The 25,332-nt window shown below is 61.7% G+C and carries 26 protein-coding genes and 1 tRNA gene; 7 read left to right on the top strand and 20 right to left on the bottom strand.

Annotated elements, in window-relative coordinates; all coding sequences use genetic code 11:
• Positions 1-5: 5 nt before the first annotated feature.
• The 16 genes from nuoK to ACWHXP_RS11150 all read right to left on the bottom strand — a co-directional run bounded on the left by nuoK (position 6) and on the right by ACWHXP_RS11150 (position 12,927).
• Complete coding sequence (nuoK, locus tag ACWHXP_RS11075; RefSeq protein WP_013233782.1) at positions 6-314, bottom strand: NADH-quinone oxidoreductase subunit NuoK; 309 nt, start codon at positions 312-314, stop codon at positions 6-8.
• 18 nt (positions 315-332) lie between these two features.
• Positions 333-995: an NADH-quinone oxidoreductase subunit J gene (locus ACWHXP_RS11080; RefSeq protein WP_034337675.1), complete on the bottom strand. Its 663-nt coding sequence runs from the start codon at positions 993-995 to the stop codon at positions 333-335.
• A 144-nt stretch (positions 996-1,139) separates the two neighbouring features.
• The gene (nuoI, locus tag ACWHXP_RS11085; RefSeq protein ID WP_008327661.1) at positions 1,140-1,628 is read right to left on the bottom strand and encodes an NADH-quinone oxidoreductase subunit NuoI; all 489 of its coding nucleotides are present in this window, start codon (positions 1,626-1,628) and stop codon (positions 1,140-1,142) included.
• Between the two features lie 21 nt (positions 1,629-1,649).
• A complete protein-coding gene (nuoH, locus tag ACWHXP_RS11090) occupies positions 1,650-2,720 on the bottom strand; it encodes an NADH-quinone oxidoreductase subunit NuoH (protein WP_121039202.1) in 1,071 nt (356 codons plus the stop codon).
• A gap of 2 nt (positions 2,721-2,722) precedes the next feature.
• Positions 2,723-5,050 (bottom strand): NADH-quinone oxidoreductase subunit NuoG, encoded by a 2,328-nt coding sequence (gene nuoG, locus ACWHXP_RS11095; protein ID WP_489633851.1) that lies wholly within the window; start codon positions 5,048-5,050, stop codon positions 2,723-2,725.
• A gap of 82 nt (positions 5,051-5,132) precedes the next feature.
• Positions 5,133-6,428, bottom strand: a complete 1,296-nt coding sequence (gene nuoF, locus ACWHXP_RS11100; protein WP_008327658.1) for an NADH-quinone oxidoreductase subunit NuoF — start codon at positions 6,426-6,428, stop codon at positions 5,133-5,135.
• Entirely contained in the window at positions 6,425-6,916 is a 492-nt protein-coding gene (nuoE, locus tag ACWHXP_RS11105; RefSeq protein ID WP_041310497.1) for an NADH-quinone oxidoreductase subunit NuoE, read from the bottom strand. Before nuoE ends, nuoF begins: the two co-directional genes overlap by 4 nt.
• 88 nt (positions 6,917-7,004) lie before the next feature.
• A complete protein-coding gene (locus tag ACWHXP_RS11110) occupies positions 7,005-8,258 on the bottom strand; it encodes an NADH-quinone oxidoreductase subunit D (RefSeq protein WP_034330584.1) in 1,254 nt (417 codons plus the stop codon).
• Positions 8,258-8,854: an NADH-quinone oxidoreductase subunit C gene (locus ACWHXP_RS11115; protein ID WP_034330585.1), complete on the bottom strand. Its 597-nt coding sequence runs from the start codon at positions 8,852-8,854 to the stop codon at positions 8,258-8,260. Before ACWHXP_RS11115 ends, ACWHXP_RS11110 begins: the two co-directional genes overlap by 1 nt.
• Positions 8,855-8,863: 9 nt before the next feature.
• A complete protein-coding gene (locus tag ACWHXP_RS11120; RefSeq protein ID WP_006712940.1) occupies positions 8,864-9,340 on the bottom strand; it encodes a NuoB/complex I 20 kDa subunit family protein in 477 nt (158 codons plus the stop codon).
• Positions 9,341-9,343: 3 nt separating this feature from the next.
• Complete coding sequence (locus tag ACWHXP_RS11125) at positions 9,344-9,703, bottom strand: NADH-quinone oxidoreductase subunit A (protein WP_006712939.1); 360 nt, start codon at positions 9,701-9,703, stop codon at positions 9,344-9,346.
• A 119-nt stretch (positions 9,704-9,822) separates the two neighbouring features.
• Positions 9,823-9,907, bottom strand: a tRNA-Leu gene (locus tag ACWHXP_RS11130).
• A 109-nt stretch (positions 9,908-10,016) separates the two neighbouring features.
• Positions 10,017-10,391, bottom strand: a complete 375-nt coding sequence (gene secG, locus ACWHXP_RS11135; protein ID WP_204725295.1) for a preprotein translocase subunit SecG — start codon at positions 10,389-10,391, stop codon at positions 10,017-10,019.
• 88 nt (positions 10,392-10,479) lie between these two features.
• Positions 10,480-11,229, bottom strand: a complete 750-nt coding sequence (tpiA, locus tag ACWHXP_RS11140; protein ID WP_489633850.1) for a triose-phosphate isomerase — start codon at positions 11,227-11,229, stop codon at positions 10,480-10,482.
• A 111-nt stretch (positions 11,230-11,340) separates the two neighbouring features.
• Positions 11,341-12,318: an NAD(P)H-quinone oxidoreductase gene (locus ACWHXP_RS11145; RefSeq protein ID WP_489633849.1), complete on the bottom strand. Its 978-nt coding sequence runs from the start codon at positions 12,316-12,318 to the stop codon at positions 11,341-11,343.
• Positions 12,319-12,354: 36 nt separating this feature from the next.
• Complete coding sequence (locus tag ACWHXP_RS11150) at positions 12,355-12,927, bottom strand: winged helix DNA-binding protein (RefSeq protein ID WP_084320063.1); 573 nt, start codon at positions 12,925-12,927, stop codon at positions 12,355-12,357.
• A gap of 196 nt (positions 12,928-13,123) precedes the next feature.
• Here ACWHXP_RS11150 and pxpB point away from each other — a divergent pair, with 196 nt between their 5' ends.
• The 6 genes from pxpB (at position 13,124) to ACWHXP_RS11180 (ending at position 18,605) form a co-directional block, all read left to right on the top strand.
• The gene (pxpB, locus tag ACWHXP_RS11155) at positions 13,124-13,777 is read left to right on the top strand and encodes a 5-oxoprolinase subunit PxpB (protein ID WP_252696312.1); all 654 of its coding nucleotides are present in this window, start codon (positions 13,124-13,126) and stop codon (positions 13,775-13,777) included.
• Positions 13,774-14,808 (top strand): 5-oxoprolinase subunit C family protein, encoded by a 1,035-nt coding sequence (locus ACWHXP_RS11160; RefSeq protein WP_134222003.1) that lies wholly within the window; start codon positions 13,774-13,776, stop codon positions 14,806-14,808. Before pxpB ends, ACWHXP_RS11160 begins: the two co-directional genes overlap by 4 nt.
• Positions 14,809-14,817: 9 nt before the next feature.
• A complete protein-coding gene (gene pxpA, locus ACWHXP_RS11165; protein ID WP_204725291.1) occupies positions 14,818-15,558 on the top strand; it encodes a 5-oxoprolinase subunit PxpA in 741 nt (246 codons plus the stop codon).
• Positions 15,559-15,818: 260 nt separating this feature from the next.
• On the top strand, positions 15,819-16,544 hold the full coding sequence (locus ACWHXP_RS11170; protein ID WP_013233768.1) for a DUF969 domain-containing protein: 726 nt from the start codon (positions 15,819-15,821) through the stop codon (positions 16,542-16,544).
• Positions 16,541-17,527 (top strand): DUF979 domain-containing protein, encoded by a 987-nt coding sequence (locus ACWHXP_RS11175; RefSeq protein ID WP_489625219.1) that lies wholly within the window; start codon positions 16,541-16,543, stop codon positions 17,525-17,527. The genes ACWHXP_RS11170 and ACWHXP_RS11175 overlap by 4 nt, the downstream gene beginning before the upstream one ends.
• A 73-nt stretch (positions 17,528-17,600) precedes the next feature.
• On the top strand, positions 17,601-18,605 hold the full coding sequence (locus ACWHXP_RS11180) for a DUF2891 domain-containing protein (protein ID WP_489633848.1): 1,005 nt from the start codon (positions 17,601-17,603) through the stop codon (positions 18,603-18,605).
• Positions 18,606-18,685: 80 nt separating this feature from the next.
• Here the strand turns inward: ACWHXP_RS11180 and ACWHXP_RS11185 are convergent, their stop codons facing one another.
• The 3 genes from ACWHXP_RS11185 to rpsO form a co-directional block, all read right to left on the bottom strand.
• Positions 18,686-19,978, bottom strand: coding sequence for an NAD(P)/FAD-dependent oxidoreductase (locus ACWHXP_RS11185; protein WP_489633847.1), 1,293 nt, complete (start codon positions 19,976-19,978; stop codon positions 18,686-18,688).
• Between the two features lie 308 nt (positions 19,979-20,286).
• Positions 20,287-22,422 carry a polyribonucleotide nucleotidyltransferase gene (gene pnp, locus ACWHXP_RS11190; RefSeq protein ID WP_039786731.1) on the bottom strand — a complete coding sequence of 712 codons (2,136 nt, stop codon included), beginning with the start codon at positions 22,420-22,422 and terminating at the stop codon, positions 20,287-20,289.
• Between the two features lie 336 nt (positions 22,423-22,758).
• Entirely contained in the window at positions 22,759-23,028 is a 270-nt protein-coding gene (rpsO, locus tag ACWHXP_RS11195; protein ID WP_006712917.1) for a 30S ribosomal protein S15, read from the bottom strand.
• Between the two features lie 219 nt (positions 23,029-23,247).
• Here rpsO and ACWHXP_RS11200 point away from each other — a divergent pair, with 219 nt between their 5' ends.
• Positions 23,248-23,772, top strand: coding sequence for a hypothetical protein (locus ACWHXP_RS11200; RefSeq protein WP_121039164.1), 525 nt, complete (start codon positions 23,248-23,250; stop codon positions 23,770-23,772).
• 103 nt (positions 23,773-23,875) lie between these two features.
• Here the strand turns inward: ACWHXP_RS11200 and ACWHXP_RS11205 are convergent, their stop codons facing one another.
• The gene (locus tag ACWHXP_RS11205) at positions 23,876-25,228 is read right to left on the bottom strand and encodes a GntP family permease (protein WP_039786736.1); all 1,353 of its coding nucleotides are present in this window, start codon (positions 25,226-25,228) and stop codon (positions 23,876-23,878) included.
• Positions 25,229-25,332 lie beyond the last annotated feature (104 nt).

The raw sequence follows: 25,332 nt of genomic DNA on the forward strand, positions 1-25,332 counted from the left end.
CCGACTCAGCCCTTGAGGCTGTCGAGGTCTTCCACGTTGATGGTATCCAGGTTACGGAACAGCACCACCAGAATCGCCAGACCGATGGCGGACTCAGCCGCAGCCACGGTCAGGATGAAGAACACGAAGATCTGTCCGCCCGCGTCACCGAGGTAATGCGAGAAAGCAATGAAGTTCATGTTGACCGCAAGCAGCATCAGTTCGATGGCCATCAGCAGGACGATGACGTTCTTGCGGTTCAGGAAAATGCCGACGATCGAGATCGCGAACAGGATCGCGCCGATGATCAGGTAGTGGGAGAGCGTGATTGCCATGATTCTTGTGCGCCCTTCTTAAGATTGTTGACCGGCGGCCGGCTTGTCGGCCGCTGCAGCGGCAGCGTCGGCTGCGGGTGCATTGCGGGTGGATTCGGCCTTCATGCTGACCAGGCGCACGCGGTCCGATGCCTTGACCTTGACGGCCTGGGCCGGATCGAAGTACTTGCTGTCCTTGCGCTTGCGCAGGGTCAGTGCCACGGCGGCGACGATGGCCACCAGCAGGATCACGGCCGCCACTTCAAAGGCGTAGACGTATTCGGTGAAGATCAGCTTGCCCAGCGGCTTGGTCTGGCCCAGCGTGTCGGAGACGGCCGGCACCTGCGATTCGTAGACCCAGAAGCTGTTGAGCAGCACGGCTGCCATTTCCAGCACGATGATCACGCCGATGGTGGCCGCCAGCGGGAAGTAGCCCCAGAAGCCTTCGCGCAGCTTGTCCATGTTGATATCGAGCATCATCACCACGAACAGGAACAGCACCATCACCGCGCCGACATAGACCAGCACCAGCACGATGGCCAGGAACTCGGCCTTGAGCAGCATCCAGAGGCCCGCTGCCGAGAAGAAGGACAGCACCAGGAACAGCGCCGCATGCACCGGGTTGCGGGCCGTGATGACGCGAACGGCGGCGATTACCACCAGCACCGCGAACACGTAGAACAAGACAGTTTTAAATTCCATAATCAACCAGAAGTTGGTTCATTCAATCAGCACGGGGACCGCACAGCAGGCCACCCCATCGCAATACATCCGACACCTTGCCGCAAGCCCTGCACCACCCTGCCCGGCTGCCCCGTATTTCGCAGGGCCACCCGGCAGCACCGATCAACGGTAGGCGGCGTCAGCCGCACGTGCAGCGGCGATTTCGTTTTCGTAACGGTCGCCCACTGCCAGCAGCATTTCCTTGGTGTAGTACAGGTCGCCCCGCTTTTCACCGTGGTATTCCAGGATGTGCGTTTCGACGATCGAGTCGACCGGGCAGGACTCTTCGCAGAAACCGCAGAAGATGCACTTGGTCAGGTCGATGTCGTAGCGGCTGGTGCGACGGGTTCCGTCCTCACGCTGCTCGGATTCGATGGTGATGGCCATCGCCGGGCAGACCGCTTCGCACAGCTTGCAGGCGATGCAGCGTTCTTCACCGTTGGGATAACGGCGCAGCGCGTGCAGGCCGCGGAAACGCGGGGACATCGGCGTCTTTTCCTCGGGGAACTGCACGGTGATCTTGCGCTTGAACAGGTAGCGACCGGTCAGGGCCAGGCCCTTGAACAGTTCGCGGAGCATCAGGCTGCCGAAAAAATCCTTAATAGCTTCCATTTTTAGCCTCAGCCTTCCAACTTATTTCCAGATATTCCAGGGCGACTGGATCCAGATCGCCACGACCACCAGCCAGACCAGGGTCAGCGGGATGAACACTTTCCAGCCCAGACGCATGATCTGGTCATAGCGGTAGCGCGGGAACGATGCGCGGATCCACACGTACAGCGACAGGAAGAAGAAGGTCTTCAAGCCCAGCCAGATCCAGCCCGGGATGAAGTCCAGCGCGGACACCGGAGCCGACCAGCCGCCGAAGAACAGCAGTGCGGTCAGGATCGAGATCAGGATCATCGCGGCGTATTCGGCCAGGAAGAACATGGCGAAGGACATGCCGGAGTATTCGATCATGTGACCGGCCACGATTTCGGATTCACCTTCCACCACGTCGAACGGGTGGCGGTTGGTCTCGGCCACGCCGGAGACGAAGTAGATCACGAAGATCGGCAGCAGCGGCAGCCAGTTCCAGGACAGGAAGTTCAGGCCCATGCCGGCGAACTGCCCCTTGGTCTGGGCCAGCACGATGTCGGTCATGTTCAGGCTGCCGGTGACCATCAGCACCACCACCAGGCAGAAGCCCATGGAGATTTCATAGGACACCATCTGTGCCGAAGCGCGCATTGCACCCAGGAAGGCGTACTTCGAGTTCGAGGCCCAGCCGGCGATGATGATGCCGTAGACTTCCATCGAGGTAATGGCCATCAGATACAGCAGGCCGGCGTTGACGTTGGCCAGCACGTGTTCCGGCGAGAACGGCACCACCGCCCAGGCGGCCAGCGCCGGCATGATGGTCATCACCGGCGCCAGGTAGAACAGCGCCTTGTTGGCCTTGGACGGGGTCGAGATTTCCTTGAAGATCAGCTTGACGGCGTCAGCGATGGGCTGCAGCAGACCGGCGGGACCCACGCGGTTCGGGCCCAGACGCACGTGCATCCAGCCAATCAGCTTGCGCTCCCAGTAGGTCATGTAGGCCACGCACACCAGCAGCGGCACCATCACCACCAGGATCTTGACCAGAGTCCACACCAGCGTGAACAGGGTCGGACCCAGCAGCGCCGGTCCCACATTGTTGATTTGGGCGATCAGGTGATCCATTTTTACGCTTTCTCCACGACGATTGCGCCAAACATGCCGCCCAGTGCAGCGGTGGAGGCGTGCGCAGCAGCGACGCGAACCACGTTTTCCGGCAGTTTCTTATCGATGGCGGCGGTCAGCGCAGCGCTGCCCGAGCCTTGCTTGACGTTGACCTTGTCGCCTTCAGCCACACCCAGCTTGGCGGCCAGGGTAGCCGACAGCCATGCCTTCGGAGCCTGGCCGTCGCGGGTTTCCAAGAGCGGCGGCGAACGACGTGCGATGGCGTCAGCGAAGTAGATGGGCACATCCGCCACACGCTCGACGCCACCGGCGGCGGCTTGCACAGCCTGCGCTTGTACGCTGGCAATGTTGTTCAGGCGCGCCGACAGGTCGGTTTCCTTGCCCAGCAGCTCGTCGCGGATGGATTCGGCGGTTTCGTAATCGAAGTTTTCCAGTTCCAGCAGGTTGCCCAGCACGCGCAGGACCTTCCAGCCCGGACGCGCATCGCCGGCCGGCTTGACGGTACCGTTGAAGCTTTGCGCACGGCCTTCGGCATTGACGAAAGTACCGGCGGTTTCGGTGAAGGGTGCGATCGGCAGCAGCACGTCGGCGTAGTCAGCACCGTGCTGGTAGGCCGACATCACCACGACCATCTCGGCCTGGCCCAGGGCGGCACGGGCAGCTTGCGGGTCGTAGCTGTCCAGTTCCGGCTCGGCGTTCAGCAGCAGGTAAGCCTTGCGCGGCTGTGCGAACACGGCAGCAGCGTTGGCACCCTTGCCCGGAGTCGGCACGGCGTTGGCCAGGTAGCCGCCCACGGCGTTGCCGCCATCGGTCAGCACGCCCAGCTTGGCACCGGTCTGTTCGGCGATCCACTGTGCAGCAGCATGCAGTTGCGCAGCTTGCGGATGCTGGACCGCAGCGTTGCCCAGGAAGACGCCACGGCCTTCGCCCGACAGCAGGCTGGCGGCAGTTGCCTTGGCAGCGTCCGATGCCACCACGCCAGCGTAGGCGGCGGGGGCAGCCACACCCTTGGCTTCAGCCACGGCCACGGCCACTTCGGCCAAGGCGGACAGCCATGCCGAAGGAGCGGCGATGATCTTGTTGGCGATCGGCATGAGCAGATCGTCGTCGGTGGCGTGCAGCACGCTGACCTTGGCACCGCTCTTGGCGGACTGGCGCAGGCGGGCCGACAGCAGAGGGTGATCCTTGCGCAGGAAGGAACCGATCACGAAGACGCGGTTCAGCTGCGAGAACTCGACGATGGACATGCCCAGCCACGGCTTGATCTGGCCGTCCAGGCCGAAGTCGGACTGGCGCAGGCGGAAGTCGACGTTGTCCGAACCGATACCGCGCACCAGCTTCTGCAGCAGGCTCAGCTCTTCCAGCGTGGAGTACGGGGTACCCAGCGCGGCGATCGAGTCCGCACCATGTTCGTGACGGATGTTGCGCAGGCCGTGGGCGACGTATTCCAGCGCAGTCTGCCAGTCCACTTCCTGCCACTTGCCGTCCTGCTTCAACATCGGCTTGGTCAGGCGTTGATCGCTGTCCAGCGCTTCGTAAGCGAAACGGTCCTTGTCAGAGATCCAGCACTCGTTGACTTCTTCGTTTTCGAAGGGCAGCACGCGCATGACCTTGCCATTCTTGACCTGGACGATCAGGTTGGCACCGACGCTGTCGTGCGGGCTCACCGACTTGCGGCGCGACAGTTCCCAGGTACGGGCGCTGTAGCGGAACGGCTTGGAGGTCAGGGCACCGACCGGGCACAGGTCGATCATGTTGCCCGACAGTTCGGAGTCCACAGTCTTGCCGACGAAGGTGGTGATCTCGGAATGTTCACCGCGGCCCAGCATGCCCAACTCCATCACGCCGGCCACTTCCTGGCCGAAGCGCACGCAGCGGGTGCAGTGGATGCAGCGGTTCATTTCCTTCATGGAGATCAGCGGACCAACGTCCTTGGGCTCCACGACGCGCTTTTCTTCCTGGTAGCGCGAGGAGGAACCGCCGTAACCGACGGCCAGATCCTGCAGCTGGCACTCACCGCCCTGGTCGCAGATGGGGCAATCCAGCGGGTGGTTGATCAGGAGGAATTCCATCACGCCCTTCTGGGCCTTGACCGCCTTGTCGCTGGCGGTGCGCACGATCATGCCGTTGTTGACCGGCGTGGCGCAGGCAGGCAGCGGCTTCGGGGCCTTTTCAACCTCGACCAGGCACATGCGGCAGTTGGCCGCGATGGACAGTTTCTTGTGATAGCAGAAGTGAGGGATGTACGTGCCGATCTTGTTGGCAGCGTCCATGACCATGCTGCCTTCTTGCACTTCAACCTTCTTGCCGTCTATTTCGATTTCAACCATGGCTGTTTGCCCAAGCTAAATATTCTTTGCCAACGATACCGACGGAAGGCTTATCGCATCCCGCCAGCATCCCCTGCCTTGTTCAGATGTAAGCCGGAACCAGGCAGTGTTTGTGCTCGATGTGGTATTCGAACTCTTCGCGGAAATTCTTCACGAACGCGCGTACCGGCATCGCCGCTGCATCACCGAGCGCACAGATGGTGCGGCCCTGGATGTTGTCGGCTACCGAGTTCAGTACGTCCAGATCTTCCATCTTGCCGTGACCGTTTTCGATACGCTCCACCATGCGGTACATCCACCCGGTGCCTTCGCGGCACGGTGTGCACTGGCCGCAGGATTCTTCATAGTAGAAGTAGGACAGGCGCAGCAGCGACTTGACCATGCAACGCGTCTCGTCCATCACGATCACCGCGCCCGAACCCAGCATCGAGCCGGCCTTGGCGATGGCATCGTAGTCCATGGTGGTGTCCATCATGACGTCGCCACGGATCACCGGTGCGGACGAACCACCCGGGATGACGGCCTTGATCTTCTTGCCGCCGCGCATGCCACCGGCCAGTTCCAGCAGGGTGGAGAACGGCGTGCCCAGCGGGATCTCGTAGTTGCCCGGACGCTCGACGTCGCCCGAGATCGAGAAGATCTTGGTACCGCCGTTGTTGGGCTTGCCCATCTCGGCGTAGGCCTGCGGGCCTACCTTGAAGATGAAGGGCACGGCCGCAAAGGTCTCGGTGTTGTTGATGGTGGTCGGCTTGCCGTACAGGCCGAAGCTGGCCGGGAACGGCGGCTTGAAGCGCGGCTGGCCCTTCTTGCCTTCCAGCGACTCCAGCAGTGCGGTTTCTTCGCCGCAGATGTAGGCGCCATAACCGTGGTGCGCATGCAGCTGGAAGCTGAAACCGGTACCGAGGATGTTGTCACCCAGGAAGCCGGCCGCACGGGCTTCTTCCAGGGCTTCCTCGAAACGCTCGTACTCGGCGAAGATTTCACCGTGGATGTAGTTGTAGCCGACCGTGATGCCCATTGCGTAGCCGCCGATGATCATGCCTTCGATCAATGCGTGCGGATTGTAACGAATGATGTCACGGTCCTTGAAAGTGCCCGGCTCACCTTCATCTGTATTGCAGACGAGGTATTTCTGGCCCGGGAACTGGCGCGGCATGAAGCTCCACTTCAGGCCGGTCGGGAAACCCGCACCGCCGCGGCCACGCAGGCCCGAGGCCTTGAGGTCGGCGATGACTTGTTCCGGAGTGATCTTCTCGTTGAGGATGCGCTTGAGCGAATCGTAGCCGCCGCGCTTGACGTAATCCTCGAGATGCCAGTTCTCGCCATTCAGGTCGGCGAGGATCAGCGGTTTGATGTGGCGGTCGTGCAGGCAGGTCATTTCTTCAGTTCCTCCAGCAGCGCGTCGATCTTTTCGTTGGACATCCAGCTGCACATTTGATGGTTGTTGACCAGCATGACCGGTGCGTCGCCGCAAGCGCCCATGCATTCGCCTTCCATCAGCGTGAACTGGCCGTCGGCCGTGGTTTCGCGATAATCGATGCCCAGCTTTTGCTTCAGGTGATGGGCAGCACGCTCGCCACCCGACAGCAGACACGGCAGGTTGGTGCACACGGTGATCTTGTGCTTGCCCACCGGGCTGGTGTTGAACATGTTGTAGAAGGTCGCGACTTCCTGCACGGCCACGGCGGGCATGCCGATGTAGTCGGCAATTTCCTGCTGCAGCTCGGCCGGCAGCCAGCCATGTTCCACCTGGGCGATGCGCAGCGCGGACATGACCGCAGACTGGCGCTGGTCCGCCGGGTATTTCGCGAGTTCGCGATCGATTTTCTTAAGGGCTTCTTGACTTAACAGCATATCGTTGGCCATCCATGCGCATCAGTACTGCGCGGTTATTGGATATTCCCCAAACTTGACGGGCTTCCTGAGAAGCCCGCCTTGACTCTTACACTTCGACTTATCGGTCGATTTCCCCGAACACGATGTCTTGCGTACCAATGATGGTGACCGCATCGGCAATCATGTGGCCCTTGGCCATTTCGTTCAGGGCTTGCAGGTGGGCAAAGCCCGGGGCACGGATCTTCAGGCGGTACGGCTTGTTGGCACCGTCGGAGACCAGATAGATACCGAATTCACCCTTGGGATGCTCGACGGCAGCATACGCTTCGCCGGCAGGCACACGGAAGCCTTCGGTGAACAGCTTGAAGTGGTGGATCAGGTCTTCCATGTTGGACTTCATGTCCGCACGTTTGGGAGGCGCGATCTTGTGGTTGTCGGTAATGACCGGACCCGGATTGTTGCGCAGCCACTCCACACATTGCTTGATGATGCGGTTGGACTGGCGCATTTCGGCCACGCGCACCAGGTAACGGTCGTAGCAGTCACCGTTCTTGCCGATGGGGATATCGAAGTCCAGCAGGTCATACACTTCATACGGCTGCTTCTTGCGCAGGTCCCAGGCGATGCCCGAGCCACGCAGCATCGGACCGGTGAAGCCCATCTGCAATGCACGTTCCGGCGAGACCACGCCGACGCCCACCAGACGCTGCTTCCAGATACGGTTGTCGGTCAGCAGGGTTTCGTATTCGTCGACATAGGTCGGGAAACGATTGGTGAAATCTTCGATGAAGTCCAGCAGCGAACCCTGGCGATTTTCGTTCAGTTCGCGGATGGCCTTCTCGTTGCGCACGATGGACGCCTTGTACTGCGGCATGCTGTCCGGCAGGTCGCGGTAGACGCCGCCCGGACGGTAGTAAGCCGCGTGCATGCGGGCGCCGGAGACGGCTTCGTAGCAGTCGAACAGGTCTTCACGCTCACGGAAGGCATACAGCAGCACGCCCATGGCGCCCACGTCCAGCGCGTGCGCACCGATCCACATCAGGTGGTTCAGCAGGCGGGTGATTTCGTCGAACATCACGCGGATGTACTGCGCGCGCAGCGGCACTTCCAGACCCAGCAGGCGCTCGATGGCCAGCACGTAACCGTGCTCGTTGCTCATCATCGAGACGTAGTCCAGGCGATCCATGTAAGGCACGGATTGCAGGAAGGTCTTCTGTTCGGCCAGCTTTTCGGTACCACGGTGCAGCAGGCCGATGTGGGGGTCGGCGCGCTGAATGACTTCACCATCCAGCTCCAGCACCAGACGCAACACGCCGTGCGCGGCCGGGTGCTGGGGACCGAAGTTCAGCGTATAGTTTTTGATCTCTGCCATTATTTGATCCCGTAGTTTTCTTCACGAATGATGCGCGGGGTGATTTCGCGCGGCTCGATCGTTACGGGTTGATAGATGACGCGTTTCTGTTCGGCGTCGTAACGCATTTCGACATAGCCGGACACCGGGAAGTCCTTGCGGAACGGGTGGCCAATGAAGCCATAGTCGGTCAGGATGCGGCGCAGGTCGGGGTGGCCATCGAAGAGGATGCCGTAGAAGTCGAACGCTTCACGCTCGTACCAGCCAGCCGAATTCCAGATCGGATCGACCGAGGCCACGATGGGCAGGTCGTCATCCGGCGCGAACACGCGCACACGCACACGCCAGTTGTGCGAGATCGACATCAGGTGCGACACCACGGCAAAGCGCGGACCGTCCCAGGCACCATCGCCATAGGTCGAATAATCCACGCCGCACAGGTCCAGCAATTGTTCGAAACGGGTGTCGGCATGGTCGCGCAGCACGCGCATGGCCGACAGGTAGTCAGCGGCCTTGACCACCACGGTGACTTCACCGAGGGCCACGGTCAGGTTCTGAAGATACCCTCCAAGCGCATTACGCAGGGCGGCTTCGAGAGTTTCCAATTTTGTCGTCATACTGCCCTCTTAGCGCGCGATGGTGTTGGTGCGCTTGATCTTGTTCTGCAGCTGGATCACGCCATACAGCAGCGCTTCCGCCGTCGGCGGGCAACCCGGCACATACACGTCGACCGGCACGATGCGATCGCAGCCACGCACCACCGAATACGAATAGTGGTAATAGCCGCCACCATTGGCACAGGAGCCCATGGAGATCACCCAGCGCGGTTCCGGCATCTGGTCGTAGACCTTGCGCAGCGCCGGCGCCATCTTGTTGCACAGGGTGCCGGCCACGATCATCAGGTCGGACTGGCGCGGCGACGGACGGAACACCGCACCGAAGCGGTCCAGGTCGTAACGCGACGCACCGACGTGCATCATTTCAACCGCGCAGCACGCCAGACCGAAGGTCATGGGCCACAGGGATCCGGTACGGGTCCAGTTGATTACCTTATCCAGCGAGGTGGTAACAAACCCCTCATTCAATACGCCTTCAATAGACATGGCTTACTCCCAATCCAGGGCACCCTTTTTCCAGATGTACCAAAATCCGACAACAAATTCAGCGATGAAGACCATCATCGTGACGAAACCTTGCCAGCCCAGCTCACGCATGGACACGCCCCAAGGGAAGAAGAAGGCGGTTTCCAGATCAAACAGGATGAACAGGATGGCGATCAGGTAGTAGCGCACATCGAACTTCATGCGCGCATCTTCGAATGCTTCGAAACCGCATTCGTAAGGAGAAGTTTTTTGAGCGTCCGGCTTGTGCGGACCAAGAAGACGACCGAGGAGCTGGGGAGCGACACCGACACCGATGCCGACAAGAATAAACAGGAGGACTGGGAAGTAATTTTCGAGGTTCACGATTGGCCGCTATGCGTTGGTTTATCGATGGGAATGATTCTCAATATCAATCAGAAACTTCCTCGACAAAAAGCCAGCTCAGGCACTAGGACCTTCGCTGGCTTTTCATTTCATTTCTATGGTGCCGACGACGAGACTCGAACTCGTACAGCTTTCGCCACTACCCCCTCAAGATAGCGTGTCTACCAATTTCACCACGTCGGCTTGAAGCAGCTATTGTACCTTCATTTGTTACTCTTGTTCAATGCACAATCAGCGAAAAAGAAAGATTCTTCCTACTTTATTCTTCGATTATTTCAGTATCCGCAAAGGCTTATTTCGGAATCTGGTTCGACTGGTCGCCCGGCTTCGCAGCCTCGGTCGGCGCAGCAGGCGCAGCCGGTGCAGCTTGCTGTGCAGGAGCGGCCGGCGCCTGCAGATTATCCATCACGCTGCCGCTTTGTGCAGTGTGATGATTGCCGATGAAGGTCAGGCCCAGGGTCGCCACGAAAAAGATGCCCGCCGCCACGGCCGTCGACTTCGACAGGAAGTTCGACGAGCCGGTCGCACCGAAAAGACTGCCCGAGGCGCCGGAGCCAAAGGCCGCACCCATGTCAGCACCCTTGCCGTGCTGCAGCAACACCAGACCGATGATCGCCAGCGCTGCCAGCACCTGAACTACAACCACTACCAAAAACAAAGTATTCATTTAAACAAGTCCACTCTTGATGTTTCAATCGCCTGCTGCATCTGCGTGAAAGTATCGCTTCCGCAACTGACAAACCCCTTACTTCACTTCAGGACGCGGCCTTGATGATGGCCAGAAAATCTGCCGCCTTCAATGCCGCGCCGCCAATCAGGCCGCCATCGATGTCGGCCATGGCCAGCAATTGCTCGGCGTTGTCCGGCTTCATGCTGCCGCCGTACAGGACGCGCACCTTGGCCGCCGCTTCCGCACTCTTGGCGCCGAGACGCGCACGCAGCATCGCATGCACTTCCTGGGCCATTTCCGGCGTGGCAGTCTTGCCGGTGCCGATCGCCCAGACCGGTTCGTAGGCCACCACGATGCGGGCCGCTTCTTCCACGCTCAGCGCCGCGAGTACGACGTCGAGCTGGCCACCCACGATTTCGTTGGTCTGGCCGGCTTCGCGCTGTTCCAGCGTTTCGCCCACGCAAACCACCGGCACCAGGCCAGCCTTCAATGCTGCTACCGTCTTGGCCGCCACCGCTGCATCGCTCTCGCCATGATAGGCGCGACGCTCGGAGTGACCCAGAATGACATATTGCACACCAAACTCCTGCAGCATCGCCGCAGACACCTCGCCGGTGAAGGCACCGGAAGCATGCGCGGACATGTCCTGCGCACCCAGCGCCACAGCCGAACCGGCCACCGCGCCCTGCACTTGCGCCAGATAAGGCGCCGGCACACAGACAGCCACATCACATGCGTCAGCCGGCAGGCCTTCCTTGATACCAGCCACCAGGGCTGCATTGGCAGCCAGGCTGCCGTTCATTTTCCAGTTACCGGCTACGAGTTTGCGACGCATAGGCTGATTTCTACGAGATGGGTGTCAATTTGGATAACCTCGCATTGTAGCCGGTACAGGCGCTTGGCGCAAAGCCGGACTGTCTCGACCGTGCACCCTGCGCTCATCCGGTCACAGTTCCAGCATGATCTTGCCGATGTGGGCGCTCGATTCCATCATGGCATGCGCCTGTGCCGCCTGCTCCAGCGGGAAGCGATGATGGATCACCGGCCTGATCTTGCCGGCCTCGATCAGCGGCCACACGTGCTGGCGCAAGTTCGCTGCAATGGCAGCCTTGAAGGCGATCGGGCGCGGACGCAGGGTCGAGCCGGTGATGGTCAGGCGGCGGCGCATGACCTGCCCCATGTCCAGCTCGCCCTTGCTGCCGCCCAGCTGGGCGATGAAGACCAGCCGGCCATCGTCGGCCAGGGACTTGATCTCGCGCGGCAGGTAGTCGCCGCCGACCATGTCCAGAATCACGTCCACACCCTTGCCGCCAGTCAATTCCTTGACCACGGCCTCGAAATCCTCGGTTTTGTAATTGATGGCGCGTTCTGCGCCCAATTCTTCACATGCACGGCACTTGTCAGCGCTGCCGGCCGTGGCAAACACGCGATGTCCCAGCGCACGGGCGATCTGGATGGCCGTCACGCCGATGCCGGAAGAACCACCCTGCACCAGAAAGGTTTCTTCACCTGACAGCTGGCCACGGTCGAAGACGTTGCTCCACACGGTGAAGTAATTTTCCGGCAGGGCCGCTGCCTCCAGCGCGCTCAATCCCTTGGGCACCGGCAGGCACTGGGCCAGCGGCGCCGCGCAGAACTCGGCATAGCCGCCACCCTGTACCAGCGCACAGACCAGGTCGCCCAGCTTGAAACCGCTGTCGCCCAGGTCGCCGGCCACGATCTCACCAGCCACTTCCAGGCCCGGCAGGTCGGATGCGCCAGGCGGCACCGGATAGTTACCGGTGCGCTGAAACACGTCCGGGCGGTTCACGCCCGCCGCATGTACCTTGATGAGCACTTCACCTGCCTTCAACTCCGGCACGGGCCGCTCACAGGCCTGCAATACCTCGGGGCCGCCAAATTGCTTGATTTCGATTGCGCGCATGTGTCCTATCCTTCAATTCAATGGGGTGTGATGAGCTCAAAGCGAAGCCGCTGCCCGCGCCGCCGTGTCGTACAACCCGGAAGCATTGCGCAGCAGCTGGGCTGCCTCGCCGATGGCCTGGTTGGGGATGCCGCTCTCGACCTGCACCTCAATCAGGCAGCGCTCGCGCACCTCGCGGTACTTCATGCACAGCGCCTGCCCGGCTGGAGTCGTCGAAAACAGCAGTTCCTTGCCCGCCTTCTCGCTCTTGACGTAGCCGGCCTTCACCAGCTTCTTCAAGGCATAGGTGACCACGTGGGTGTCCTCGACGTTCAATACGAAGCAGATATCGGCCAGCTTTTTCTTCCGGTCCCGGTGATTGACATGATGCAGCAGCGAAACCTCGATGGCCGTCATGTCCTTGGCGCCGGCGGCGGCCATGCAGCGCACCATCCAGCGGTTGAAGGCATTGCTGGCCATGATGAGGGCGTATTCCAGCTCGGAAAGCTCGGCACTCCGTTCGGACACCAGATGCTGCGACGACACGATCTTGGTCGGGCGCGGCGCCGCAACGGCCTCGGGCAATTCAGTCTGGACGGGCTTGGACGTCTCGTTGTTCTCTTGGCTCATGGGAAGCGTGGGGCTCAGGACGACAGAATGGCAACACTATAGCGCAAAGGTTAAATAAATAATTTATCGACATATTGTTTATATTTTCTTTGAAATGTAATATCCGCAAAAAAGCAGGGCATCACCAGACGCACCTTGACCCCGGCAGCGGCACGGCCGGGTTCTCAACAAAAATCTCAGCCGAGGCGAGAGACACATGCAGCCACCCCAGCTCCACCCCTTGGGCGACCGCGCACTGCTCTGCAGTTTGCCGGCCCCTGCCACCCTGCCCCAGCAGCAACGCATCTGGGCACTGGCCACGCTGGCCAGTGAATGGGAAGAAGTCAGCGAAGTCGTGCCCGGCATGAACAACCTGACCTTGATCACCAAGCGCCCCGTGGCCGACCTGGACATCCTGACGCAACGCGTCCTGAAGAGCTGGCCCAAACTCGGCACCACAGCCAGCGAAGGCCGCACGGTCGAGATCCCGGTGGTCTACGGCGGCAGCGCCGGTCCTGACCTGGACAACGTGGCCCGTCACACCGGCCTGTCGACCAGGGAAGTGATCGAACGCCACAGCCATGCCGAGTACGTGGTGTATTTCCTGGGATTCCTGCCCGGCTTCGCCTACATGGGCGGACTCGACGCCAGCCTGGCCACGCCGCGCCACACCACGCCGCGGGTGAGCATTCCGGCCGGGTCAGTCGGCATCGGCGGCGAACAGACCGGCATCTATCCGATGGCCTCCCCCGGCGGCTGGCAACTCATCGGCCGCACCGCCCTGCAACTGTTCGATCCTTCCCAGCAACCGCCGACGCTGCTGCGTCCCGGCGACCGTGTACGCTTTACCGTGGAGCGCGTGGCCTCATGATCGACATCATCCAACCCGGCATGCTGGCCTCGGTGCAGGACATGGGCCGCACCGGCCATCGCAGCCTCGGCATCCATCCCGGCGGCGCCCTCAATACGCTGGCCCTGGCCAGCGCCAACCTGCTGGTGGGCAATCCGGTCGACGCGGCCGGACTTGAAATCACCATGGGCGTGGCCGAGCTGCGCTTCACCCGCGACACCCGCATCGCCCTCGGTGGCGACGACATCGGCGCCACCCTCGATGGCAAACCCGTCGCCGCCTGCTGGAGCATTCCGGTGCGCGCCGGCAGCGTGCTCAAGCTGAGCCTGGCGGCCGCCGATTCCCCCGAGCAGGCACCACGCCACAGCATGCGGACTTATCTCGCTGTAGCGGGTGGCATCGATGTCCCTGTGGTGCTGGGCTCGCGCAGCACGGACCTGAAGGCCGGTTTCGGCGGCCATCAGGGACGCGCCCTCAAACGTGGCGACAAGCTCCCCATCGGCGACGCCAGCGCGGCCTCTGCAGCGGTCCACGGCCCCGCCTTCGGCGTGCGTTCTCCGCGGTGGAGCGGCTTGGCCCTGCGCGCTGATGAACACAGCCAGCATGTCACCCTGCGCGTGCTGCCCGGCCCCGAATTCGATCAGTTCAGCAAGACTTCGCGTGAAGCGCTGTGGTCCGATACCTGGCGCGTCACGCCCAACAGCAACCGCATGGGCTATCGACTCGAAGGTCCTGAACTCAAGCGCAAGCAAGGCCGCGACATGCTCTCGCATGGCGTCGTGCCGGGCGTGATCCAGGTGCCACCGTCGGGCCAGCCCATCATCCTGATGGGCGATGCGCAGACCACAGGCGGCTATCCCAAGATCGGCGTGATCATTGGTGCCGACCTGTGGAAGCTGGCACAGGCCCCGCTGAACGCCACCCTGCGGCTGGAACCCTGCGCGCTGGCCGATGCCCTGGCCGCCGCCGAAGAACAGCAGCGCTATCTCGATTCCATCCGCGCCACGGTCGCTGCTCTGGACTGGTCGCGCGCCACGCTCTACAAGAAATAAGGGAACGCCATGCATATCGATCTGAATGCCGACCTCGGCGAAGGCTGCGACACCGATGAACAACTGCTGACCCTGGTCAGCTCCGCCAACATCGCCTGCGGCTGGCATGCCGGCGACGCCAGCACCATGCGCCGCAGCGTGCGCTGGGCGATCCAGAACCACGTGGCCATCGGCGCCCACCCCAGTTTCCCCGACCGTGAAAACTTCGGCCGCAGCGCCATGCAATTGCCGCCTGAAGAGATCGTCAGCGGCATGCTCTATCAACTCGGTGCGCTCGATGCCATCGTGCGCGCCGAAGGCGGCCGCATGACCCACGTCAAGCCGCACGGCGCGCTCTACAACCAGGCCGCCAAGGATGCCGTGCTGGCCAATGCCATCTGCGCCGCCATCCGCACCTTCAATCCGGAACTGAGCCTGTATGGCCTGGCCGGCAGCGAACTGATCGCCGCCGCCCGCCATGCCGACCTCAATGCGGTGGAAGAAGTGTTTGCCGATCGTGCCTATGAAGCCGATGGCAGCCTGGTCGCGCGCAGCAAGCCCGGCGCCATGATCGAGAACGATGCCGACGCCATCGCCCAGACCCTGATGCTGGTCAAGCAGAAAAAGGTCAAGGCCATCGACGGCAGCCTGGTCGAAGTCAATGCACAGACCGTATGCCTGCACGGAGATGGCGCGCACGCTCTGGATTTCGCGCGCCAGATTCGGGCACGCCTGCACGCCGAGCAGATTGCCGTGCGCGCGGCGATATGAAGGATTTTTCCGGCGTCGTCGCAAGACGCAGGAAAGTAGGCACCCGCAGTTGAACACGGGGTGCTGCAAGCTGTAGTTCCGTTCCGAAAACAACAAGAAAAGCCGTCAGCCTGAGGCCCGCGAGGTCGCAGGAAAAGTCACGCCCCTACTCTTTGCAGATTCCCGCAAAGCCAGTACGAGCGCGGCTTTCCGCGACATCGCTGGCACGGACCTTGCACCATGGCGGCAGGATTTTTCCTCATTCACATAGGGAGTTTTTCATGGAGAGTACGACACTGTTGCCACTGATCGGGATACCGATCGTCGTGGCCGGTTTTGCCTTGCGTTTCAACCCGCTGCTGGTGGTCACGGTCGCGGGTCTCACCACCGGCCTGTCGGTCGGCATGGACTTCGGCATGCTGCTGGAGACCTTCGGCGAGAAGTTCGTCAACAGCCGTTCGCTGGCGACCTTCCTGCTGATCCTGCCGATCATCGGTCTGCTGGAACATTACGGCCTGAAGGAACGCGCCCAGGCGTGGATCTCCAGCATCGCCAGCGCCACCTCGGCGCGCATCCTGATGCTCTACTTCATCCTGCGTGAAGGCACGGCCGCACTGGGCCTGATCTATCTCGGCGGCCAGGCGCAGACGGTGCGTCCGCTGCTGGCACCGATGGCCGAAGGCGCAGCGGTCAACGCCTATGGCGAAGACCTGCCGCAACACATCCGCGACAAGATCAAGGCCCATGCCGCCGCCTGCGACAACATCGCCGTGTTCTTCGGCGAGGACATCTTCATCGCCTTCGGCGCGGTGCTGCTGATGGATGCCTTCCTGAAGGAAAACGGCATCACCAACATCGAGCCGCTGCACATCGGCCTGTGGGCCATCCCCACTGCCCTGTCGGCACTGGTGATCCACATGTTCCGCCTGACCCGTCTCGACGCTTCCATCCGCCGCGACGTCGATGCGTGGAAAGCCACCCAATCCGCTGCCAAGGTGTCCGCATGAATACGCTCATCTCGATCAACCGCATCTACTACCTCATCGGCATCATCGTCATGATGCTGACCGTGATGACCTTGCGTGACAAGGGCAACCCCAAGCGCTTCACCACGGCCCTGTTCTGGTTCCTGTTCGGCGCCGTGTTCCTGTTCGGCGACCTGCTGGTGGAAAGCCTGGGCAAGTCCATCGCTCACCGCATCATCGGCGGCACCGTCATCATCATCTCGCTCATCGCTGGTACCGGCATGCTCTCCATGGGCAGCTATGCGACCTCCACGCATGACGAACGGGTGGCGTCGGCCAAACGACTGGGCAACTGGCTGTTCTTCCCGGCGGTGCTGATCCCGGTCATCACGGTGGCCTGTACCGTACTGCTCAAGGGCGTCTCGGTCGGCGGCTTGATGCTGCTGGACCAGAAGCAGCTGACCCTGGCCGCCCTGTGCGTGGCTTGCGTGTGTGCGCTCATCGCCGGTTGCGTGCTCACCCGTGGCACGCCGCTGCAAGCGGTACGCCAGTCGCGCCGACTGGTGGACTCCATCGGCTGGGCCGCGATCCTGCCGCTGATGCTGGCCATGCTCGGCGGCGTTTTCGTCGCCGCCAAGACCGGTACCTCGGTGCAGCAGGTGGTGAGCCTGTTCGTCAATCCGGACAATCGCTTCCTGGTGGTGGTGATCTACTGCGTGGGCATGGCGTTGTTCACGATGGTGATGGGCAATGCCTTCGCCGCCTTCCCGGTGATGAGCGCGGGCATCGCGCTGCCCTTCCTGATCCTGGGGCATCACGCCGATCCGGCACCGCTGGTGGCCATCGGCATGTACTCCGGCTATTGCGGCACGCTGATGACGCCCATGGCCGCGAACTACAACATCGTGCCGGCCGCGCTGCTGGAACTGAAGAACAAGTACCAGGTCATCAAGGTGCAGATCCCGACTGCACTGACGCTGCTGACCGTGAACGTGTTCCTGATGTACTTCCTTGCCTTCCGCTGATCTGAACGGAAGGCCTGACCTGGCCGCATGCGCTGTTGCGGCCCGGTCGCCCCACTTGCTTCAAGGAGTCCCCATGCAACTCACTCTCGAGCGGGCCGAACAATTTGCCCGCATGCCGCTGGCCTACCTGCGCCAGGAATATCCCAACCACATCATGCATCTGCTCAACGATGAGGGCGATGTGCTCTCCCCGCGCGCGATGCATCCGGTCTTCTACGGCTGCTATGACTGGCACTCGGCGGTGCATGGCTACTGGCTGCTGTTGCGCTGCCTGCGCCTGTATCCGTCGATGGCGGTCACTGACGAGATCACGGCGATCTTTGACGACCATTTCACACCTGAGCTCATGGAGCGCGAGACGGACTATTTCCGTGCGCCCAATCGTGCGCCCTTCGAACGCCCCTACGGCTTCGGCTGGTTGCTGGCACTGGACCAGGAACTGTTGATGTCGGCCCATCCCCGTGCGGCCGAATGGCATGCTGCGATGAAACCGCTGACCACCGAGATCAGGCGTCGCCTGTTCGACTATCTGTCGAAGCTGAGCTATCCGATTCGCGTCGGCACGCACTTCAACACGGCGTTTTCACTTGCCCTGGCATTGGATTACGCGCGTCACGTCACCGATACCGAACTGGAAGCGCTGATTGTCGATTGGTCGAATCAACACTACGGCAAGGACACCGACTATCCGGCTCACTATGAGCCGGGTGGTGACGAATTCATCTCTGGTGCGCTGACCGAGGCCTTGTTGATGAGCAAGGTGCTCTCGTCCGATGCATTCACCGCATGGTTCGATCTGTATCTGCCTCGCATTGCCGAAGTCACCCAGATCATGCATCCCGCCTACGTATCCGACCCGACTGATCCGAAGGTCGCGCACCTGGATGGCCTGAACCTCTCGCGTGCCTGGTGCATGAAGAACGTGCTGCGTCACCTGCCCGCCAATCACGCGGCACGCAGTGCGATCGAAGCGGCGATCCAGCGTCACATCGCGGCCTCCATCGACCAGGTGGTCGGCAGCCATTACAGTGGTGGCCACTGGCTGGCCAGCTTCGCCATGCTGGCGCTGGAAGACTGATCCACACGCCGCGCTCCTGCGAAAAAGCCCTCGCTCCCGATGACGGAAGCGAGGGCTTTTTGCTGGAATGCAGACCGGATCTACTCAGCCACTTCCTTGCGCAAGGGCGTCTGCTCGGTGCGCGTCGGCATGGTCGCCGAGATCACCCGTGCGCTGCGCTTGAAGGTGAAATACGCCCAGGCCCAATCGGCCATCACCATGATGCGGTTGCGGAAACCGATCAGGAAATACACGTGCACGAACAGCCAGAACAGCCAGGCCGGATACCCCGAGAACTTGAGCTTGCCGACCATGGCAATGGCAGCGCGGCGACCGATGGTGGCCAGCGATCCGTAATCCTTGTAGACGAAGCTTTCGGCCGGCTGCCCCGCAATGTGATGCTTGATGTTGCGCGCGGCCACGCGGCCCATCTGCTTGGCCGCCGGTGACACGCCCGGCACCGGCTTGCCGTCCGACTGTGCGGCAGCCAGGTCACCGATCACAAACACTTCGTCGTGGCCACCAATACAGAGCTGCGGCGTGACCGGTACACGACCAGCACGGTCCACCGGTACACCCAGCTTCTTGCCCAGCGGCGAGGCCGCTACACCTGCAGACCAGATCACGGTGCGCGTGGCCAGACTCTGTTCGCCATCGAAATTGGCATAGCGCACGCAGGTCTCGTCGATGTGCACCACGCGGCAACCGGTGCGCACGTCAACACCAAGCTTGTGCAGCTGTTCGCGGGCTTTCTCGGAGAGGTCCTCGGGATAGCCCCCCAGCACGCGCTCCGAGCCTTCCACCAGCACCACGCGTGCCGAATGCGGATCGATATTGCGGAATTCGCCCGAGAGCGTATGGCGCGCGATTTCCACCAGCGTACCGGCCATCTCGACGCCCGTGGCCCCGCCGCCGATGACGGTGAAGGTCAGCCATTCCTGGCGACGGCGCGCATCGGTCTCGCGCTCGGCATGTTCAAAGGCCATCAGGATGCGCTTGCGGATCTCGAAGGCATCCTCCAGCGTCTTCAGGCCCGGCGCCAGCGCGCTCCATTCATCGCGGCCGAAGTAGCTGTGCGTGGAGCCTGCGGCGACGATGAGATAGTCATAGGACAGCTCGCTGCCGTCTTCCAGCGTGACGGACTTGCCGGCGGTATCGATCCCGGTCACCGCCGCCATCAGCGTGGTGAGATTGCGCTGCTGCGCCAGGATGGCGCGGATCGGCGCGCTGATGGCCGGGGCCGACAGCCCGGCCGTGGCCACCTGGTACAGCAAGGGCTGGAACAGGTGGTGGTTGCTGCGATCGATCATGGTGATGCGCACATCGGCGTGGGCCAGTTCGCGCGCAGCGGCCAGACCGCCGAAGCCGCAACCGATGATGATGACGTGGGGCATTGCCTTCCTTTCAAAAGTAACGTGTTGTTCTGTCCGCGCAGGCCGGTCAGGTGAATCTGGCCTGGCCGCACGGCTGTCCCCTACTCTCTATTCGGATCTGCGGATCTGCCTGTTGGCAGTACCACGCCCTCCCCCTGATGAGCGCGGCACACCGGAACCTTGATGTCCCTCAAAGCAGACGGACAGAATCGCATACTTTTGGTTCGAAATCACTTGGGCAGATTGTCCGCATCAACATGCGCGCATAAAAAAATCCCCCGGCCTTGCGGCACGGGGGATTTTCTTGTTGCCTGTTCAGGCAGAAGGGATTACTGCGCTTCTTGCGGAGCGGCAGCGTCGCCTTCTTCAGCCTGGGCAGCCTTCATCGACAGCTTCAGGCGGCCGCGGTCATCGGTTTCCAGAACCTTGACGCGCACTTGCTGGCCTTCCTTCAGGTAGTCGGCCACGGCGTTGACGCGCTCGTTGGCGATCTGGCTGATGTGCAGCAGGCCATCCTTGCCCGGCAGGACCTGGACGATGGCGCCGAAGTCCAGCAGCTTCAGGACGGTGCCTTCGTAGATCTTGCCCACTTCCACGGAAGCGGTCAGCTCTTCGATGCGGCGCTTGGCTTCCTGGCCAGCCGACGCATCCACGGAGGCGATGGTGACCACGCCTTCGTCGCTGATGTCGATCTGGGTGCCGGTTTCTTCGGTCAGCGCGCGAATGACGGCGCCGCCCTTGCCGATCACGTCACGGATCTTTTCCGGATTGATCTTGATGGTGATCAGGCGCGGGGCGAAGTCGGACAGCTCGGCACGGCCAGCCGGCACGGCTTCCTGCATCTTGCCCAGGATGTGGTGGCGGCCTTCCTTGGCCTGCTCCAGCGCGACCTGCATGATTTCCTTGGTGATGCCCTGGATCTTGATGTCCATCTGCAGGGCGGTAATGCCGTTGGCAGTACCGGCCACCTTGAAGTCCATGTCGCCCAGGTGATCTTCATCACCCAGGATGTCGGTCAGCACGGCAAACTTGTTGCCTTCCTTGATCAGGCCCATGGCGATGCCGGCCACGTGGGCCTTCATCGGCACACCGGCGTCCATCAGTGCCAGGCAGCCGCCGCACACCGATGCCATCGAGGAGGAACCGTTGGACTCGGTGATTTCCGAGACCAGGCGCACCGAGTAGCTGAACTCGTCAGCAGCCGGCAGCGCGGCGATCAGCGCACGCTTGGCCAGGCGGCCGTGGCCGATTTCGCGGCGCTTCGGGGTGCCCACGCGACCGGTTTCGCCGGTGGCGAACGGAGGCATGTTGTAGTGGAGCATGAAGCGGTCGGAGTATTCACCCAGCAGACCGTCGATCTTCTGTTCGTCGCGTGCGGTACCCAGGGTCGCGATGACCAGGGCTTGCGTTTCGCCACGGGTGAACAGGGCCGAACCGTGGGTACGCGGCAGCACGCCGGTACGGATCGAGATCGGACGCACGGTGCGGGTGTCGCGGCCGTCGATGCGGGGTTCGCCTTCCAGGATCTGCGAACGCACGATCTTGGCTTCCAGGTCGAACAGGATGGAACCGACTTCGGCAGCATCCGCAGCCACGCCGTTGTTGGCAGCGGCTTCAGCGACCAGGGCTTCGTTGACCTGGGCAGTCACGGCCTTGAGCTTTTCGGTACGGGCTTGCTTGTCCTTGGTCTGGTAGGCTTCGCGCAGCGGGCCTTCGGCCAGTTGCGAGACGCGTGCGATCAGGGCTTCGTTCTTGGCCGGGGCGGTCCACTGGACTTCCGGCTTGCCGCCGTCACGCACCAGGGCGTGGATGGCTTCGATGACGGCCTTGGACTGGTCGTGACCGAACACGACAGCGCCCAGCATGACTTCTTCGGACAGTTGATCGGCTTCCGATTCCACCATCAGCACGGCGGTTTCGGTACCGGCCACCACCAGGTCCAGCTGCGAGGACTTCAGCTGCGAGGTAGTCGGGTTGAGGACGTACTGGCCGTCGATGTAACCCACGCGGGCTGCGCCCACCGGGCCATTGAAGGGGATGCCGGCCAGCGACAGGGCTGCCGAGGCACCGATCATGGCGGGGATGTCCGGATCGATTTCAGGATTCACCGACAGCACGTGGATGATCACCTGCACTTCGTTGAGGTAGCCTTCCGGGAACAGCGGGCGGATCGGACGATCGATCAGGCGCGAGGTCAGGGTTTCCTTTTCGGAAGGCTTGCCTTCACGCTTGAAGAAACCGCCGGGGATGCGGCCGGCTGCATAGGTCTTCTCGATGTAGTCGACCGTCAGGGGGAAGAAGTCCTGGCCGGGCTTGGCTTCCTTGCGGGCCACCACGGTGGCCAGGATGACGGTGTCTTCCACCGACACCACCACGGCGCCAGAAGCCTGGCGAGCGATTTCGCCGGTTTCCAGGGTCACTTGATGCTGACCGTACTGGAAGGTCTTGGTTACTTTATTGAACACGGTATTTCCTTTCTTTTATGGAGCCGGCCCCGACTGTGTCCGCGGTGCACGGCTTCCTTTTGCCGACAGATTTTCAGGCGCTGTCGTTCACCTCACCACAGTGGCCGGCGAAACCGGTCACTCACGACGAACGCGGCATTGATCACACAAACAGCCTGCCGCGATGAAACGATGATGCATTCCTGCCCCGAGGGAGGGCGTTTTGCGAGGATGCTTGCCCCGGCTTATGCCTGAGCTTGCGGAATCGCAAAAAACAAAATGCCCGCGTCAACGAGTGACGCAGGCATTTCGTGGTGGTCCGGGGCGCAAACCCCGGGACCCAGACGCGGAGTCAAATTACTTGCGCAGACCGAGTTTCTCGATCAGGGCGCGGTAACGATCAGCGTCCTTGTTCTTCAGGTAGGACAGCAGGCTCTTGCGACGGTTGACCATCTTGATCAGGCCACGACGGGAGTGGTGATCCTTGACGTGAGCCTTGAAGTGACCGTTCAGGTCGTTGATGCGTGCGGTCAGCAGCGCGACTTGCACTTCCGGAGAACCGGTGTCGTTCGTGCCGCGAGCGTTTTCGGAGATAATGGCAGCCTTGGCTGCTTTTTCGATGGACATTGCTTTTACCTTTCACAAGCGGTGTGCGGAGCGTCGAAAACTGGCCTGCCCTGCATACCGTGAACAAAAAATGAGAATCCGGTCAAACCGACCGGACGCAAAATTATATAGCAAAAAACCATTCCGACCAACATTGGCAAGCACAGCCGCACACTTGCCGCCAATGACGCTGCGTCCCTGCCACAGCCGGACGGAATGACAACTTACTCAGGAGTCGACATGCCTTCCCCCGTTTCCCTCATGCAACGCGCCCGCCCCAGGCTGGCTGCCGCCCTGCTGGCCGCTGCCGCCCTGTCCGGCTGTGCCTCGCTGCTGCAACCACCGGTGCAGCCGGGCGAGCCCGAAGAACAGGTCGTGGCCCGCCTGGGCGCGCCCACCAATGTGTATCCGGATGGCAACGGCCGCGTCTTTGAATACGCTGCCGGTGCCTTCGGCCAATACCAGTACATGGCCCGCATCGGTCCCGATCATCGTTTGATTTCCTACGAGCAAGTGTGGACGCTGCAGAATTTCCACGCCATCCGCGCCAAGCAGGACACCAAGCTGGATGTGTTGCGCCGCGTGGGCCGTCCCACCGAAGTGACGCGCTATGCTCGCATCCCCTTCGAGGCGTGGAACTACGGCTTCAAGGAAAGCGGCGTCTGGAATTCGCAGATGACCGTGTATTTCAACGACCAGGGCATCGTGGAGAAGATCGAGAACGGTCCTGATCCGCGTTTCGATGATTCGCGTTTCCGCAACTGAGCACGCGCATCCCCTGCCCTGCACCTGCACGATGAAGAAAGAAGAAAGGCTGCCCGGATCACTCCGGGCAGCCTTCTTTTTCAGCGCAAGCACTGCAGCGTACTTACACCACCGTCGCCAGCGCCAGCGTGAACAGCAGGGCCAGCACCGAGACCAGGGTTTCCATCACGGTCCAGGTCTTGAAGGTTTGCGGCACGGTCATGTTGAAGTATTCCTTGACCAGCCAGAAACCGCCGTCATTGACGTGCGACAGGATCAGCGAGCCGGCACCGGTGGCCAGCACCATCAGCTCCGGACGCACGCCACCGACCGTGGAGACGATGGGCGCCACGATACCGCAGGCGGTCGTCATGGCCACCGTCGCCGAACCGGTCGCCACGCGGATCAGCGCAGCGACGAACCAGCCCAGGATCAGCGGCGACAAGTGCGCATCGGTAGCGATGCCGACGATGGCCTTGGAGACGCCGCCATCCATCAGGATGCGGCCAAAGCCCGCACCCGCACCGACCACCAGCGTGATACCGGCGATGGGCGCCAGGCACTCGTTGGTGAATTTCAGGATCTGGTCGGCACCGAAACCACGGGCGCGGCCGAAGGTCCAGAAGCTCACCAGGGTGGCGATCAACAGCGCGATCACGGAATTGCCGATCAGGCGCAGGAAATCATTGGCGAAGGTCTTGGGGGCGAAGAACAGGTCCGCCCAGCTGCCGATCAACATCAGCGCCACCGGCAACAGGATGGTGAAGAGCGTGATGCCGAAGCCCGGCAGTTCACGATCCTTCTTGCTCTCATCGACGAATTGCGAGATCAGCGGATTGTCCGGATTGGGGATCACCACCTTGGAGATCAGCTTGCCGAAGATCGGACCAGCGATGATGGCCGTAGGAATACCGACGATCAGCGCATACAGGATGGTGCGGCCGATATCGGCGCTATAGGCGGTCACCGCCAGCAGCGCTGCCGGGTGCGGCGGGATCAGGCCGTGCACCACCGACAGGCCGGCCACCATGGGAATGCCCACCAGCACCATGTTGGTCCCGGTGCGCTTGGCGACGTTGAAGGCGATCGGCACCAGCAGCACGAAACCGACTTCGAAGAACACCGGCAAACCGACGATGAAAGCCACCGTCATCATGGCCCAGTGCACGTTCTTTTCACCGAAGGCCTTGATCATGGTGTTGGCGATGCGCTCGGCGCCGCCCGATTCGGCCATCATCTTGCCCAGCATGGTCCCCAGGCCCACCACCAGTGCGATGTGGCCCAGTGCATTGCCGACGCCAGTCTCGAAGGCCTTGACGATATTGCCCATGGGCATGCCCACGGCCAGGCCCAGCACCAGCGACACCACGATCAGCACGATGAACGGGTTCATCTTGAATTTGGCGATCAGCACGATCAACGCGATCACCGCTACCAGTGCATAGACCAGTAGCGCACTTCCTTGTACAGCCTCCATCTGTTGCTCCTCTTCAGAAGGTAAAAGACACCGCCGGCGATACGACACCCCTGCCGGCAAATTGGCACTGCGAAATCGGAAAATCTTTTAAATCTTTTATATCG

This window comes from Herbaspirillum sp. Her2 (assembly GCF_057961375.1).